Origin of the sequence: Microbulbifer sp. GL-2 (genome assembly GCF_007183175.1) — a bacterium.
Lineage (GTDB): Bacteria > Pseudomonadota > Gammaproteobacteria > Pseudomonadales > Cellvibrionaceae > Microbulbifer.
Genome location: NZ_AP019807.1, coordinates 916,763 through 934,812, shown reverse-complemented (window position 1 = coordinate 934,812; position 18,050 = coordinate 916,763). Strand labels below are relative to the sequence as shown.

6 protein-coding genes are annotated in these 18,050 nt (G+C 42.0%); 2 read left to right on the top strand and 4 right to left on the bottom strand.

The annotated features are described in order from the left end of the window. Nucleotides 1-38 precede the first annotated feature (38 nt). From GL2_RS04185 to GL2_RS04170, 4 genes are read right to left on the bottom strand one after another with little or no spacing between them, the layout of a single operon-like run. Complete coding sequence (locus GL2_RS04185) at nucleotides 39-5,543, bottom strand: type I polyketide synthase (RefSeq protein WP_232053823.1); 5,505 nt, start codon at nucleotides 5,541-5,543, stop codon at nucleotides 39-41. Further along, nucleotides 5,527-8,754: a non-ribosomal peptide synthetase gene (locus tag GL2_RS04180; RefSeq protein WP_143729438.1), complete on the bottom strand. Its 3,228-nt coding sequence runs from the start codon at nucleotides 8,752-8,754 to the stop codon at nucleotides 5,527-5,529. Before GL2_RS04180 ends, GL2_RS04185 begins: the two co-directional genes overlap by 17 nt. A gap of 14 nt (nucleotides 8,755-8,768) precedes the next feature. Next, nucleotides 8,769-10,457 (bottom strand): cyclic peptide export ABC transporter, encoded by a 1,689-nt coding sequence (locus GL2_RS04175; protein WP_143729437.1) that lies wholly within the window; start codon nucleotides 10,455-10,457, stop codon nucleotides 8,769-8,771. Then, the gene (locus GL2_RS04170; RefSeq protein WP_143729436.1) at nucleotides 10,457-12,928 is read right to left on the bottom strand and encodes a penicillin acylase family protein; all 2,472 of its coding nucleotides are present in this window, start codon (nucleotides 12,926-12,928) and stop codon (nucleotides 10,457-10,459) included. Before GL2_RS04170 ends, GL2_RS04175 begins: the two co-directional genes overlap by 1 nt. A gap of 765 nt (nucleotides 12,929-13,693) precedes the next feature. Here GL2_RS04170 and GL2_RS04165 point away from each other — a divergent pair. Continuing rightward, a complete protein-coding gene (locus GL2_RS04165) occupies nucleotides 13,694-14,773 on the top strand; it encodes an efflux RND transporter periplasmic adaptor subunit (RefSeq protein ID WP_143729435.1) in 1,080 nt (359 codons plus the stop codon). Next, nucleotides 14,770-17,871, top strand: coding sequence for an efflux RND transporter permease subunit (locus GL2_RS04160; RefSeq protein ID WP_143729434.1), 3,102 nt, complete (start codon nucleotides 14,770-14,772; stop codon nucleotides 17,869-17,871). The genes GL2_RS04165 and GL2_RS04160 overlap by 4 nt, the downstream gene beginning before the upstream one ends. Nucleotides 17,872-18,050: the final 179 nt, after the last annotated feature.

Here is an 18,050-nt window from a genome sequence, read left to right as displayed (position 1 = left end):
CAAATAGAGCCGACGCAAGTTTTGCCAGAATAATTAAGCTAGTTTTTTCTCGGCTTGCGTCTTGCCCGCGCGGCCTTCTGCTGCTTGGCCCGGACCCGAGTAGCTTCTGCTTTTTGCTTGTTTTTTTCTTCCCTTGGAGTTTCCATTGCTTGAGCTAGGGTGGTGATTGTTGGGAAGTCGTAAAGCTCTGTGATAGATAGCTGAGTCGATAGTTGGGCTTTAATTAACTTATGAAGTTGAACAAGAAGGAGGGAATCGCCTCCTAGCTCAAAAAAATTGTCGTATATGCCTATTCCATCAATGGCGAGTAGTTCCTCCCAAATTTCAGCTAGGGCTATTTCAATTTTAGATTTAGGCTTCACGTAAGCACTTGCTAGATCCGGCCTTGCGCTCCTTTGGATCTTATGCTGGCTTTTATCCTTGAGAAAATTATCATATCTTGTAATTCGGGGATCAATGTCCTCGTATGCAACTGCGACTGAAGGTGCTCCAAATGTTAGAACCTGATCAAACCCGTTTAAGCCCTCTTCAAGTGAGAGCCCTGATGTAACTAGTGGGTTGTTTTGTTCTTCAGAAAGGTTGCGGTTACCGTTAGCCGCTGCTGCGCGAATACTTTCCTGATTAATTTCACGTAAAGTGAAATGTTCAATGACTGCAATAACATTCCCGTCCTCAGAATAAAACTCTATGTCAAAATCAAGAATCCCTTTATCATTTGATCCTCCGCTAGTAGATAGTTTTGCATAGCTGTAGAAAGACTGAGGAAGATCCTTGTACAGAGTAAGTTTTCCATAGGAGAGGGGTAGAAAAATACCTTCCTGATGGAACGGGCGTAGAAAAGCTGTCGCAACGTCTAAGAGAGCAGGGTGAAGACGATGTTCTGTTAAATCATGGATATACTCATCCGACAGACGCATCCGGGCAAGTCCTCTCCCTCCCTCTAACCGGATTTCTTGAATATTTTTCCAGCGTGGTCCAAATTCAACCAGCTCAGACTGTCGGGTGCCGTCGACTTTAGATGTTATTTTACCCAAGTGTGCGATTTCCATCGCATCATCAATCACGCGCTCGCTACATAATGAACGAAGTTTAGGTATATCTATGCCTTGGGCAATAGGCAATGACTGTGGATTGATTGCTACTTGTCCCCGCACATGATGAGCCTGAGAACTCTCTGCGGTGAATTCAAATCCTTGGGTATTACGTTGAAATTTCAGCTTGATCTCAGTAGCTTCATTTTCATTAAGCAGGAGAGGGGAAAGGAACAAAATATCTGAGAATTTGAGCTCACCTGTATAACCCGCAAGTTTTAGAGCAGATGTCGCCGCATCAATATAGAAGGCCCCAGGTAAAGTTGCTTTTCCTAGAATCCAATGTTCCCGTAGTGCCCACGTATCATTGGCTGAAAGAATTTGACTAAAGACAAATTTGTGCTGGTCATGACTAAGAAGCTTACCGGACGAACTCATCTCAGAAAGCTCTTTGGGCTTTCTCTTGAAATCTTGCGCCGCCATGCCCATACCCGACCAAGTATCCCAGTTCACAGAGATGACACGGGTACGATTATTAAACCCGCTATTTAAGGCAAAAGCATCTAGGTAAGCATTTGCTGCACAATAGTCAACCTGACCAAAGCCTCCTAGAATTGCAGTGATAGATGAGCAAAAAAGTACAAAATCAAGATCCATATCGCAGAATGTTTTGGAAAGAATCGTTGCACCGATAGTCTTGGGCGCCAAAACAGCGTCCATAGCTTCCCGTTCTTTACGCAATAAGCTGCCGTCTCCAGGTAAGCCAGCACAATGCACAATACCATTCAGTACGCCAAATACCGATTCAATATGCCTGCGAATTCGCACCATATCATTGTGAGAGGTAACGTCGGCAGTTAAAATATCTACTGTTGTTCCAGATTTCTCTAACTCGAGTAGCTCAGTAACAATACTGCTAGAAATTGTATGTGAAGGATTTTTGCCGCCACGCCTCCAGTCAGAAATAGGACGGCGAGTGGTAAGAATTAGATTAACAGGGCCATTTTTAGCAATATGTTTAGCTTTGGCGATCCCGATATCACCTAACCCTCCTGTAATTAAGTAGGTACCGCCAATTCGTAAACTTACCCCTTCCGATGACTTTGCTTGTTCTTTATTAGCTGGTATTGGACGATACTCTCTTACCCAGCGATTTCTCCCACGGTATGCGACCTGCTGAGGAAACTTATCAGTTTCCAGTTCACGAACCAAACTACGAAGCAATTCTGAGTTGTTCGACCTCTCTAAGGCATTTTGGTTAAACTCAATAACCCGAGTATTCAGGTGCGGAACCTCATGAGGAATAACTCGTAATGGTCCTGTGAGTAGGGCCTTGCTTGCGACAATATCCTCATCACCAGAGATGGAAAACAATTCGGTTGCCAAAATAGAAATTAATACATTCTCGCTAGTAGAAAGTTCAGCTAAGGCTTTTGCTAGGTTCAATAAGCTGTAAAAACTGTCTTCAGACAATTCGTTAGTGGATTTGTTCCCTGCTCTATCTACTGACCAGGCATGAATGATTTCATGTACTTCGATTTGTAAGCGACCAATTTCTTCAATTAATAGAGTATAATCGTGAGCGTTTCCGGTTCCTACTGTGTAGGCGCCATCTGCCGTTCTATTAAACGCCTCTCCTTTTTCTACTGGAATTACTCGGCAGCCCTTGTTAATCAGTTGCTGTTCTATTAATTCTGTAAGGCCATAGGTGTCTCGGAAAATAATATACGTGCGTGATCTATCCCTTGATAGATCTCCCAAAGAAATAGGGCGGCGTTGCCAGTGTGGTTCATACAGCCTAACTACACGTCGGTCGCCCGCTAAATCTGAAAGTTCTGTTACCTCTGCAATGGGCTCAGGTATAAATTCTGTTTTTTTGAATACATACCCGGGTAAAGGAATACGCTTGTTCTGATCGCGATGATAGAAATTTTTCCAGTCGATAGAAACACCAGCTAAATATAGCTTGCTAATCGCCATTAATAGATGCTGAGTGTTATCTCCATTTGTATTGCCTGGAGGGATGGTATTAATAAGTCGATTGGATGAATTGAACTTACTATGTTTACGTACAAATGTGGTAAGTGTGCGACCTGGTCCTACTTCAAGAAAAATTCTCTCTTCATCATCAAGCGCTTCACTAATTGGGTTGGCCACGTTTACTGTGGAGCGTAAATGTTGTATCCAATAATTTGTCTGTTTTATTTCCTTGGTTGAAATTAACTGGCCTGAAATATTGGAGTAATAAGGAATATTAATATCATTAAAAGAGCGGTCTTGAATTACTGCTGAAAAACGGTCAAGGACTGGTTCCATAAGGTGGCTATGGTAACCGTGTGATACTTTTAGCCTTGTAACTGAAACCCCTTCAGTTTCGAGCCTTACCTGCGCATGTTCGATAGCGGAAATAGTACCAGATACAACTGATAGATCACTACTATTTATGGCAGCAAGTTCCAGTTCATGAGATAAATAACTTTTTAGTGCGTAATGATCAAGGTTAACCGCGAGCATTGCTCCGGGTTCAGCTTCCGCCATAAGCGATCCCCGCTGGACAACGATCTCTAATGCCTCGCTGAGGGGAATAGCTCCGGAAACGCAGGCTGCAACATATTCCCCAATACTGTGGCCAATCATATTATCCGGCTCGATTCCCCAGGAAATGAAAGTCTGTGCTAAAGCGTATTCAACGATAAACAATAGTGGTTGAGCAAGACGTGTGTTGCTGATGTCAATAGCTTGTTCCGTGGCTTCGCTATTCGTAAGGAAAGGCTTTAATTCCGCACAGACCGATGGGGCCAATAATGAAAGGCAACTATCTACATGTTCACGATATTCTGGTAGTTGATGATAAATGTCTGCTCCCATACCTGCATATTGAGAGCCTTGACCTGGGAATAGAAAAGTAATTTTGCGACGACGACTTCCAGCTCGGCCTGAGAGTATATGTGGAGAGGATTCTTCGCGAAGTATTGATATTGCTTTCTCTCGACTATCTGTAATAAGTATACGTCTATGTTCAAAATGGCTTCGGCCTGTAGATAGTGTATAAGCACAATCATTCAACCTTAACGCAGGTTCACTTTCGAGGTGATCTGCTAGTAGATTTGACCAAACATTTAGTGACTCCTCAGATTTTGCTGACCATGGTAATATTTTCCAGCCAGAAGAACATTCAGTTGTCTCATTGACAAGATACTCCTCAAGAATTGTATGTGCATTAGTGCCTCCGATGCCAAAGGAACTTACACAAGCTCGTAGAGGGTATTTTTCATTATTCCACGAAGTTAACTCACTATTGACGTTAAACCCAGCTCCTAATAAATTGGCTTTTGGATTGGCCTTATTATAATGAAGGTTCGGTGGGAGTAACTTATGGCGCATTGCCAATACCGTTTTGATCAAACCTGCCATTCCGGCAGCCGCGTCTAAATGACCTATGTTCGATTTAACTGAACCAATTCGACGATTTTCCTTTGTCTTCCCAAATACGCGCCCGAGAGCTTCTATCTCAATTGGATCACCAAGCGGTGTTCCCGTTCCATGAGCTTCAATATAACTGATCGTTTCAGGCTCAACTTCTGCTGCACGCATAGCACTATGGATAACTCGGCTTTGTCCATCTACACTTGGTGCAGTGAATCCTGCTTTGAGATTGCCATCATTATTGATTGCTGTACCCTTAATTACAGCAAGGATTGTATCGTTATCACGGCGTGCATCATCCAGACGCTTGAGTACCACCATGCCCAACCCATCACCGGGAATTGTTCCCTGTGCTTCTATGTCAAAGGGTCGGCAGTGACCATCCGGAGAGAGTATCATTCCTTCCTGAAAGCTGTAGCCGCCTTTATCTGCTCGCCCATTTACATCATTCGGATGAATAGCTACCGCACCGGCCAGAGACATATCACATTCACCAGCAAGTAGCGCCGTTACGGCACTGTGTAGTGCTACGAGAGAAGTAGAGCAGGCAGTCTGGACAGTTACTGCAGGTCCTTTTAGGTTGAGCTTATAGGCAATTCGAGTACAAAGAAATTCTCGCGCGGTTAAGGTAGAAATCTCATATTTTCTTGCAAAGCTGTTTGACATCTCTCTTAGGAATCGGCTTATCCAAATAGAGTTATCACCGGCACCAGCCCAAATTCCAACTGAGCAACCTGGCGCGTCTGGCGCATAACCCGCATTTTCTAGTGCATGCCAAGCCAGCTGATGAAAGCGACGCATTTGTGGATCCATAACAGACGCCTCACGCGCGCTATAACCAAAAAACTCGGCATCAAACTCAAATAGCCCAGGAACAACCCCTTTAGCTGGCACAAAGCTCTCATCGCGTACTACGTGCTCTGGTATTCCTGCGGCCACTAGATCATCTGGGTCAAAAAACCGTATACACTCCGTTTCAGTACACAGATTAGACCAAAAGGATTCCAAGCTATCAGCTTCAGGAAATTCCCCCGCCATACCGACAATAGCAACTTCCAATCCTGTTTCACTATATTGATGCTTCATCACTCACCCTTGCTCTTCTAGCCAGCAATTTGTTTTCCTTCTTAGTTTCTGGAGCTGTGCTCTCTTGGTCTTGAGAAGAATTATTAAAATGCTGAGCTAAAGCTCTAATGTTTGGATATTCAAAAAGATTGACAGTTGTAAGAGATTTATCAAAACGCTCTTCTAAAATCTTACCTGCCCGTACCATGTCCAAGGAAGTAACACCTTGTTCAAATAGATTTTGCTCAACACAAATCTCTTCAACCCCAAGAATTTCTAACCAAACCTTAACAATCTTTGCTTCCAGCTCATCGTTAGGTTTACGCCGTTGACGGCGTATTAAATTATTTGCACTTGGTTGTGGTAAGGCAGTTCGATCCTTCTTGCCGTTCAAAGTTAATTTAAAACTATTAAGAGGGACAAATGCCGTTGGAATCATGTAAGCAGGCAACCGCTCAGAAAGATGACTGCGCAGCTCCTGATCATCTATGATTCTGTTTGCTGTGTAATATGCGGCAAGAAACTCAGTGCTAGGATCTGTAACACGCTGTCTTAGGTCGACTAGACAGTCTGTCACTGCCGGGAAAGAAATAATGCTTGCCTCTACATCTGTGACCTCGATTCGATAACCCCGAAGTTTGATTTGGAAATCGTTTCGTCCGAGATACTCGAGTTCTCCTTTTTCATTGACTCGGGCTAGATCTCCTGTGTTATAGAGATAATGCTGACGTCCGTCACGGTCATTCCAGTTTGAGAAGCGCTCAGCAGTCAAATCAGGTCGGTCGAAATAACCTTTAGCTAAACCTTTACCACCAATATAGAGCTTTCCACGCTCACCAATCGGCACTTGACGTCTTTTGTCATCTAAGACAAAAACCGTAGTGTTTTGGATTGGATGTCCAATGTTGATATTGTTTTCGTGTTCAATTCTTTTAACGCTAGACCAAATAGTAGTTTCGGTAGGTCCATACATATTCCACAATGATTGTGATCGCTGTAAGAGGTTGCTAGCCAGAGACCCAGGAAGTGCTTCCCCTCCGCAAAGAATCTTAAGTTTCCCAGATCCCTCCCAACCTGCTTCTAACATCATTTTCCAAGTTGCAGGAGTTGCTTGCATAACGGAAATTTTCTTTGCCCTAATAAGCTCACTTAATAATGGGCCACTTTTAACTGAGCTTGAACTAGCGATTACGACGGTGCCACCACAAATTAGCGGGAGATAAAGCTCTAAACCGGCAATATCAAAAGATGTAGTAGTAACTGCAAGCAAACGATCAGAGCCGCTGAACCCTGGATTTTGCTTCATGCTGAGGAGGAAGTTAATAAGGGCTTCGTGGGTGACTTCTACGCCCTTTGGAACACCGGTCGAACCGGACGTAAATAAGATATAGGCTGCATCGTCTGCTTTGCGGGTTGGAAAAATATTTCTACCTTGACTCCGGCCTTCTTTTAATGACCCGATACTTATGACTCTTCGATCATCCCCAAAGTTAATAGAGCCCACATTCTCTTTATTGCTATTATCAGAGATAACTAAGTTAAGTCGTGCAATTTCATCCATCAAAAACAATCGTTTTTCCGGGAATTCAGGATCCAAAGGGACATAAGATGCACCAGCCTTAAGTACTGCAAGAAAAGCAATTAGTAAATCGCTTGAGCGGGGAAGGCAAACGCCTACTCGACTTCCGGAGCTCACTCCAAAGTCAAGAAGGTTTGCTGCCATATTGTCCACTTTATCAATGAGTGCACGATAAGTTAGCTCTCCTCCCTCAAACTCTACTGCTGACTGGTGTGGATACCTCAAAGCCTGGGCTTCCAGCAAAGATAGTAGGTCGCTAGTTATGGGAGTAGGTGGAGGATTAACTGATTTAAGAATTTTCCAATCATCCGCACTAACCAATTGGTAATCACAGATTGCACACTCATCGTTCTCGATTAGCTGCTCAACAATAGAAAGCCATCTGGACATCATTAAATTGGCTTCCACCTGGTTCATGTATACATGGTTAAAATCCAGTTGTAGCTCAATGTCTTGTTGCTGCCCATAATCACAAATTGTAAAGGTGAGAGGAGTCTGTTCAAAGTTATTCGTTAAGTAAGTTGTTTTAACGGAGAGGCCTGGAATCTGAACAGAATAGTCGAGTAATTGATAGTTAAAGCTTACATCAAAGAGTCTAGCTAGGCCTTTACTGCGCAATTCCAAATCTGATGACAGATGGCTTATAGGGTAACGTTGGTGCCGTAGATCTTGCCTTTGGAGCTTAAGTATTCCTGCAATTAAATTTCTTCCAGATTGCGAGGGAGAAAATTTTAAGCGAGTAGGGCATACACTTAGTAATGTACCAATAACTTTTTTTGAGATCTGACTACGTCGATTATGAATAGGAATGCCAAAGACAATATCATCATTTCCTGTAGTGCAGGAGTAATATATATATAAAGCAGCCAAATAGAGTTGTACTACGCTTACACCCTGAGACTGGGCATACTCACGGTGTATGGAAAACCTTTCTTGATCTATCTGGCGTAAAACTCTTCCACTTTTAGCTGTTAATCCTGTACGTGCGTGAGGATACTTTTCATTCATTAACTTCTGGGGAAAGTTTGAAAATCTATCGAGCCAGTATTTTCGGTCATTCTTATAACGATGGGACTCTAAATACTCCATTTCATCGGGTAGGATTGAGAGAAAGGGGATGTTTGAATAGTCACATTCCCTATTTTCGGAAATCTGGTTATATATATTGGTGAGTGCCTGTACCCAGTTTGAAAATCCCCAGCCGTCCAGTAGTACATGGTGGGCAATTCCATAATACCAATAACGATTCTTTTCAAGATGTAGAATTCCTATTCGGAATAGGGAGGGGCCGTCTAAAGAAAACGGTTTCTGGTAGCTGATGGTGATGTGTGACAGTGCAGCTGATTGGGGGTCATCATTTCGAGAAAAATCCTTAAAATCCAATTTATCAGGTGGCGTAGAGCTGAATTGCTCAACCCCCTGTGTAGATGCCCGGACTCGTAATGAAAATATATCAGCTGAACTCATTAGTATATGGTGAGCTGAGATAAGAGAATCGATATCAAGGTTGCCTCTAAATTCTACATAGCCACCGATATTATATAGAGGTACATCTTTGAACACTTGCTGATCAAGAAATATATCTTTTTGAGCAGGTAACAGCTCAAATGTGTGAGAGTTTCCACTAGGCTTATCTGATGAATCGATTGACATGGCGTATTATATATTTAGTTTACAAGATCAAGGTTTTTAGCAGAGCTACAATTTTCTTCAATACGTTCAATGCCCCCATTTGCCATGTGAATTATTCTATCAGCATGACTGAAGTAGCGTTCATCATGAGATATGACGATAACCAGTTTGTTCCGGGCTTTTAAATCGGGGAGTATTTTTGAGTAGAAAATATTTTTAAAACGAGGGTCTTGGTCTGCAGCCCACTCATCAAATATACATATAGGTCTATCCTCTAAAAGTAGGGCTAATAATGCCATTCGCCTTTTCTGCCCATCGGAGAGAAGTAAAGAATCAACTTCATTACCGTTAAACTTCACCTTTCCATCTAGTTCTAAGTATTCAAGATAGGATTGAACCCAATCTGGATCTAGTTTTTTTGCATGAAGTCTCTTAAATAGGTGGTAATCTGAGTAGATAACAGAGATATTCTCTCGGGCAGATTGTAAAGAGTCACTATTGACTAGTTCATCGTCAAATTCAATTTGTCCAGAAGTTGGAAGGTAATGAAGTGATAGGCACTTACTCAGGGTTGATTTGCCGGAGCCATTCCCTCCAACAATAAAATTAATCTCACCTCTACGAAAAGTAACATTTATTGGTTTAAGTCCAAACCCATCAAAATCAACTCCATAAATATATGTCAGATCTCTAACATTTAATACGGTCCAGTTGGGAGTGATATTCTTGTTGGTTCCTATTGATTCTTCTGACAGCTCAAGATAGAACGCTTTCACCTTTTTTAGTGAGACTTGCCCCTGTTGAATGGAGTCCATTGAAATTAAGATGGATCCAACTGGTCCGGTTAGGTAGAGCAGTGCCATAACAATTCCAAATAGTTCAAATTGATCAATTTGGTATATGTATGGGAGGTGAAATACTGCTACTCCAATTACAATAAATGAGATAATTCCACCATAATTCACGGCAAATGCATGAAGTACGTATCCTCTGATGACCTCACGAAACGCGAGGCGTTCAGGCCTGTCTAAATCATGCTGAAAAAAATCTTTCGCCTTTAACTTGTTTAATTTTAATTCTTTGGCTCCAGCTATTAGGCCTTTTACACCTGTTTGAACGGCGTCATGATATTCACGAGACCTAGCGAATAATCGAGCGGCAAGTGCAATAGGTATTTGGTATGTAATTATTCCTATCAAGAGGCTAAGAACACAGAATGTAAATACGCGAGAATCAAGGTAGACGATATAAGCCAAAATACCAAGAATAGTGACGATATGCCCCCAAATCATCGGCAAATTAGTTGCTGCTACGTTAATCGCAGGAATATCAATATTTATGATATTGATTAAACGAGGCTGTCCAATCCTCTCTAAGTCAGCATAAGGTAGAGCATTGATTCTTTGATACAAATGTAATCGGTGTTGCATTGAAGCTTTTTTTGCAACATATGTTGATAGCACTAGTGAACTAGTTCTAAAGACAATCAACAATCCACAAGCTGCAGCAAAGAATATTGCTAGCTGGGAGGTTGGGGATTGGAAGAAAGAATAGTTTTCAATCTCAAGCTGTCCCCAATAACTCATGTCACTTGAAACCGCATACATAATAAATGGAACAAGTAGTGAGTAGCATGCCCCAGTAACAATGCCGAGTAATATTGATATAAAAAATAGATTTGGCGATAGGTTCCAATACAGGTCAGTCAAACGACGTAATTCCATTATTGAGCCTCCTTGCCAGCTGGTTGAAAGCTTAGAGCCCCTGAAGAGTTCTCGGTATTCATTGGTAGATAGCGACCTTCGGCGTGAGGAATAAGCAAATCATCATAGTGACGACTTATTGGGTTTCCGCTTTGGCCGGTTGCGTTGCTGAACAAGCTTTGATTCGGCTTTCCTAAATCGATAAGTTGTCTGTATCCGGGACCGTAGAATTGCAGATACCGATTTCGATCACCGAGTCCGTATGGGGCAATATTTACCGTTTCGATTCCTCCCCCAGCTTTAACTTCACGATGAAATAGGCCGTGAAGAATGCTGTCTTCTGTATATGGATTTGATGGAGCTAAATAACTATCACTGAAAGGAAAGTGTGGGAACTGATTTCTATGAATGTCCATCCATGTCCACTGATCGGGCGATTCTCCAAAGCGGTTAGTTAACTCATTGATTGCATGATTCAATGCGATATATAGAATGTCATCACAAGACTCTACCGAAGCTGTACTTTTATGGTCGCAAATTTCAGATTGAATATTATCTTCGAAGATTTCCTCCAATAGCTCAAGATGGATGTTGTTTTCCAGGCGCGAGAGACTCCGCCGGGCTATTGGCGCAAATCCTACAGAATCAATATCGTCCTTTATTAACAGCCTATAATAATGTCCTGTCCATGCGGCAAATATTGCAGCCGCAGAGCTACTTCCACTCATTTTTCCATCCCAGGTCTTTAGGATGTCAATTACTTTTGTTTGATTTTCTGTTCTTGGTCTTAATGACTTTAGATGGTGAAGAATAGTGTTTTTTCCCGGCGACTTTAGGTCAAGTTGTAATTGCTTCATGTCAGCAATATCGATCTCTGATGATTTTTCTTTAATTAGCCGCGATAACTCTTCAGAGATTCTATCTGCTCGATAATCTGGTGCCCAATCAAAGGTTAAGTGATACGGGTAAGTGTCATCTACCACTTTATTGTTAGCTGTTACTATATAACCCCTTTCTGGGTTATAGCTTGCAGGTACGTCTGAAAATGGGATCCATCCGTGCCAGGAATTCTTTGATAGCCAGCCAGCAGTTGGAATACTGCCATCTCCAAATTTTCGAATAGGAAAATTCCCTGGGGCTAGATAACCAATATTCCCTTGTTTGTCTGCATATAAAAAATTATGAATCGGCGTTACAAAAGTTTTTAGTGCAGAGCGAAATTCATCCCAGTTGGATGCATAATTTAAGTTTAGAAATGCACTGAAAGTTCCTCCGTCTTCATCATCACCAGTCCATCTAAGACTGTAAGCAAAATCCGTCAGCTCTCCCGTGACATCACTGATGACAGGTCCATGTACTGTTCTCCGGATCACAACTTCATGCGGGCGGGGTTTTCTCCTCAAATAATCCTTGCGAATGAAGATTTTTTCCCGCTGGATGTCCATGTCTAAAAATTCACCATCAATTTCATATTGGTGACGGTTTAAAGGGTTTAGTTTCTCAAGAAAAATATCCTGAGTGTCCGCGAGCATACTTGTAACGCCCCAGGCAATTGAGTCATTTCGGCCAATGACTATGAAAGGAAGACCTGGAAATGTAGCCCCAATGGTGGAAAGATTATCTCCCTTAAGCTCAGCCATGTACCAAATGGCAGGCATTGTGTTAGCAAGATGAGGGTCGTTAGCGAGTAATGGCTTCCCGCTCTTACTATGTTCGCCTGCAACAACCCAGCTATTACTACCAGTGTATTTGTCCGGAGCGGAGTAGGTGACCCCAGAGGATCCTATGAGTTGGTCGAAATGGAATTTGGAATTTTCAAAAACCTCTGAAATTTCGCTGGAAACAGAGTCAACCTTCGGTAGCAGCAAATTCGCTTTTTCTAAACCAAATGCTTGAATTAAAAGAGTTCGATGAACTTCAAATCCATAGTTCCCAGAAAGCCTCCAAGACATGAGTTGCATCCAGACTAGAGAATCTTCAGGCTTCCATAATTCCGGTTTATATTGCAAAGCGCCAAATTCAGCAGGCAAAGCGTTGAGTTTTTCGATGCCTTCATTTACACCTCCTACATATGACAGGAGGATTTTCTTTTCCCGTTCTGGAAGTTTCCTCCAAACGTTTTTGGCATTTTTATATAGGCCAAGTGTTCTCATGAAAATATCTGAGGGTAATGCTTCCTCACCTAAGATCTCAGCAAGCCTACCTGCAGCGACACGCCGATGCATCTCCATTTGCCATAAACGATCTTGAGCGTGTACAAATCCTAGACCGAAGTAGGTATCAATGTCTTTTCCGCTTGATATACGCGGTACTGAAAACCCGGTTCGTGTAATGACCACTTTGCTTGATATGCCGTTTATGGAAAATTCAGCATTTGTTGAAGGAAGGCTCATCCGTAAGTACACAGTAAGCATACCGATGATGGCAACTGAGGGGGTTATGACAAAAATAAAAAATCTTGTCAGAAATGGGTGTGTTTTCCAAAAGCTCAAGGATCTGCAACTCTGTAAATATTAATGAAGTTCGCAGGCTAGTTAGGTGGGGTATTTACGTCAAGGCAAAAAATAGATGTTGGTTCAGATCTTTTATTTTTGTTCTAATTGGTGGTTTTGTGCCAGTTGTTCTAAGGGGAGTTAAGTCTTGTAAGGATGTTTTCGAGGGTCAGCTGTTATTTATAGAAGCTCGTCTTAATTAGTTGATTTTTCGCAGATTTTTCTGAGGATCCTACTTAGAATGCACGTCGCAGGCAATGGGCGTAATAAATAGCTTTTATTTTTTAATGCGTTCTGATTGCTCATCAAATAAGTCTGGGATAGAATTTTTTAGTTGATGGGTTGTGGGTTTTCATAAGGTTGCTTTGAAGCCTGGCAGAAGTTACTTGTGGGATACTTATCGCAGGTTTTCCCCTTTCAGTATTATAAGCAAAGCACTTTCTATTGCAGGCGCATCAAAATGACCTTGCTGACTTACCTGTCACCATCTATTCATAATAATTGGAATATCAGAGATGCGTTATCTAAGCACTTGTTTCTCCCATAGTATCCACGCAGTTAAGATTTTAATGTTGGACCACCTGGCAGGGTGAGTGTAGTTGCTGTTTAGTCATCGATTTTTCGATTAAGTATTTTTAGTATTTCTTGGCATGCTCCTTTACATGCTGTGTAACAAATGCGATTTCAACTTAATGTGACTTTTTTGGAGGTGATTTTATTTTAGATTGTTTACTCAAGAGTCTAATAGCTACGTAGGGATTACGAATGAAAAAAACTGTACTGGTCAGGTCTACGATGACTGGCTGTTGGTTGCTGGTTTTATTTATGAGTTCAGTCGTGCAATCTGCAAATCCTGAACGAGTAATTGTTGAAGAAGCACTAGGGTGGGAGCAAGCCGTAGAAAAGGTCCTTTATTGTACTGTCAGTACACCGTTTACTTACCAGATCTCTAGCCATGCCCAGGCTCAGCTAACAACAGTAAAACCAGTTGGTTCAACGGTTAATGCTGGAGAGCTGGTGGCAGAGCAGGATAGTTATTACTTAAGTCGAGAGATAGATATAATTCGTACTGATCTTGAACTAGTCGAGATTCAGCTTAAGCATGCTAAAGATGAGTTGTCGAGACTTGAAACGCTTCGGGTTAGTGAGATGGTCTCTCAATCTCAACTTGGTGATTTGGTGTTGCAGGTGGATACCTATCGATTAAATAGACAGCGATTAAAACAGCAACTGCAAACCAATATGTACCGATTTGAACACTTAAAGCACTTTGCCCCATTTAGCGGTCAAATTTTGCAAGTTGATGCTAGTCCAGGGGAGAGGCTGGACATGGGCCAGAGAATAGTTCGGTTATTGCCGATTAAAAAGAAACAGTTTGAGTGCAAGGTTCCGCAAGAGCATGCTCCAAAAGGAAAATCTCTAACAGATTTTCACTTTCGTCTTCATGGAAAGCTGATATCTTTACGAGATATTGGTGTTACGGTTGACATTAATACACAAAATTTGACTTTATATTTTGATGGAAATAGTGATGAGTTTGAGTCTTTGCTTGTGGGGCAGCGATTTCAGGTCTCTATGGTTGAGCAGGCTGCAAAAATGTCATTAACCGAAAGTATTACTCGGGTACCATCAGATGCAGTTAAATTAGTTGGGAATTCACATCAAGTCTGGACTGTAGATCAAGAGAACAAGGTAGATAAAGTTTCAGTTCGCATACTCGATACTCTTGCGTCTTACTTCATTATTCAATCCGAAATCAAACCTGGTGACTTGTTGGTTGTGGTAGGGCATGAAGGTTTGGAGGTGAACCAAAATGTCGTAGCAGTGAGTAAGGCGGGGTCATGAATTTTTTTGAGAAGTATAGTTCGGCCATAATCAGCTTTGGTTTCTTGCTGGTTGTTCTAGGAGTTATCGCTGGTCTGAAGCTGCCTAATGCATTATTGCCTACTATCAACAGACCCCAGATCGCTCTGGCAACATCCTGGCCGGGCAAGGCAGCTAATGAAATTGAGCAGGCATTGGTCGCGCCACTGGAGCAGGAGCTATCCTCACTTGGTTATCTTAAGGAGATTCAGACAAACACCAGCAATGGTTTCGCATGGACCACCATGAATTTTCATGCAGGTGCTGATATGGAGCAAATGTATATCGATGTACTCTCCCGTATCAATCGAGTACCAAATTGGCCATCCCAGGTTTCTCTTCCACGTGTGTTTAATTTTAGTAATGGTGCTGGAGCAACACTTGCTAGCTTCTTTCTATATTCGAAAAATTCAGCAAGTGAAACTGAGATTATTCAAGCGTTTCAGGATTATGTTCAGCCGGCATTTAGCAAGATACCTGGAGTGGCCTCGGTTGTAGTCGCAGGTACACCCATGGAGCAGCGGGTTGACATAGAATTTGATCCAACAAAGCTCGCCAATTATTCATTGACGATAGATGAAGTTCAATCTCGCTTAAATGACTTGGTGGATAGATCCGGGGGTAGCCTTAAAATCGGTTCTAAAGAATATGGATTACATTTCAATGGCCATATTCCATTGAATGAGATTCGGAATATGCCTATTGCTATTAGTGGGCCACACATAATCCATCTAAGGGATATTGCATCTATTCATACTCGGTTGGCATCTGATTGGAGCTTTTTTGCGCTCCAAGGAAATCGTGCATTTTATTTCTATCTGCAGCCAATGGAAACTATCAACGTTCTTGACTCAATCGATAGAATTAAGCGAGTAATTACTGACCTGAATGGCTCAGAATTATCGAGACTGGGAATGGAGGTGGCTATTAGCCGTGATGACTCAAAGAGCATTCGAAACTCTCTGATGCTTGTATATGGAAGTTTAATTATGGGAGTTTTTCTGGCTTGTTCTGTTCTTTATTGGTTTTTACGTGATTTAAGAATATTGTCCCTGATTTTCTTAAGTATACCGGTTAGTATTGCTCTTGTTGCGCTTGGAATGTATATATCTGGAAAGAGTATAAATGTTATTTCGTTAGCTGGCGTTGCGTTATCTATTGGGCTATTAGTTGATGCTGCAATCATTGTAATCGAGAGTATTCAGCGGCTTCGGCAGGAAGGATTGGGACTCTTAACAAGTATTCATCAGGGGACACGTGCGGTTAGAGGTGCGTTGGTGTCATCAACAGTTTCCAGTGTTATCGTATTTCTACCAATCCTTGCCATGCAATCGCCAACTGGGCAATTGTTTATGGATCTAGCTTTCACCATCACCAGTGCTCTCCTGGCTTCATTGTTGTTTGCTCTAGTTTTGCTGCCGGCAATAGCGCGATATGTATTAAAAGACTTACCGCCTAAAATTTTGCTGGAAAGGTATACTTCAGGCGGAGTTCTTTCCCGGATGGCAAGGTGGTCCATGTTGCCTGCGGTTCGAAAGCGGTGGTCATATGTGACTTTGGTTGTCTGTTTGCCCATGTCGCTCCTAACAACTTATGTTCTTGCGCCACCCATAGACGTATTGCCAGAACCAAAGCAAGCTATGGTCTCTACTTATATTAATTTTGAAGAGCCGAAGGCTGTGGATGTTATTGAAAAGGAGGTTGCATCGGTCATTCAGAATAGAATTAAGAGGACATTGGAATCGCGCAAACCTCAGATTTCTACCTATGGGATTATGTGTTACCCATCAATGTGCAACTTATATTTTTATACTCAGGGGGATTGGGAGTATAATGAGTTCAAGAGCTGGATTGAATCTGAAATTACGCATGATTTAGTTGGCGCACGGGTGTTTACCCGTCAGGGACAGCTGCTACAATTTGCCATGCCAAACAGTCGAGTTAGCCAGTTAGATATAAAGGGAGCTGAACTTCCAATTTTGCAGTCTGCTGGGCGAGAGCTACTTACCCACCTTCGCTCTGAGTTTCCAGATGCACAAATTCAAGAAGGTACAGCCCTGGATGATCGAGGGGTACGTATTGAATTTCAGCCAAATCAGGAGCAGCTTTTATACTTTGGTATCGGCCTTTCCGACTTCAATCGTTATCTTGTTACTCTGACAGATGGAGTATATTTAGGAAGTTTTTATACAGGCACTAATACACTTCCTTTCTATCTAAAGTCAGAAGATCCCAAAGATCTTAAGCAGCTACTTAATACTGAAATCATGATTGGCGGGCACGGCTTGGTTCCTTTGAATCAATTAACAGAGGCGAGAATTACTCTGGCTCCAGATAACATACTTCGTATCGACCAAGATGTGAGTGTTTCGCTAAATCTTACACCTCCACCAGAGGTGGCGATGAAGGACTTTGTAGATAACGTTACCCTTAGTGTGGAGGAGTTTATGAGTTCGAGGGAATACCAGGGTATGCATGTGAAATTTCGTGGTAGTGCAAATGAGCTCAAAATTTTTCTGCAAGAATTTCTCTATTTATTTGTTGCTGCTTTAATAGTACTTGCAATGATCCTATCGGTTACCCTTGGTTCTATCAAGCTGGCCATAGCGGTATTGCTAGCCATACCACTATCTTTTGCCGGGGGCATGCTGAGCCTTAGCTTGCTTAATTTATTTGTAACGCAGAACCTTGATGTCATTACAATGATTGGCTTCGTAATGCTAATGGGTCTGGTGGTAAATAACTCTATTCTTTTAGTAAATCAGTATCAAGCAGCTATAAATATAGGTATTAGACAATTTGATGCGATAAAGAATGCTGTAGATATGCGTATTCGCCCCATAATGTTAACCACTATCACCTGTATATTAGGCAACTTACCACTAGTTCTGAACCCTGGTGATAGCGCAGCAATATATAGAGGACTTGCAGCAGTCATTACTGGTGGCATGTTTTTTTCTGCCCTGCTTGTGCTAGGTTTTATGTCAGCACTGCTAACGCTTCCCTTGTTTAAGGTGCCCCAAGGGCATTCCAGTGTCCATGCCCAGAAAAAAATAGTTAAGACCCAAGTTATGGCATGAAGAAATAGCTATTTAATTGAATTTTCGCCTCTAGATGTATTCGTTCAGAATGTGTTAATTACTGTGGTCAAGTAAATTTGGACTGCAGTGGGCTAGTTCTTTCGGGCGCCCTGCTAAAACTGGCTGTCCAGGCGAAGTATGACAACAAAAGATTAATGCTGAAATTTTTAGCCGAAATT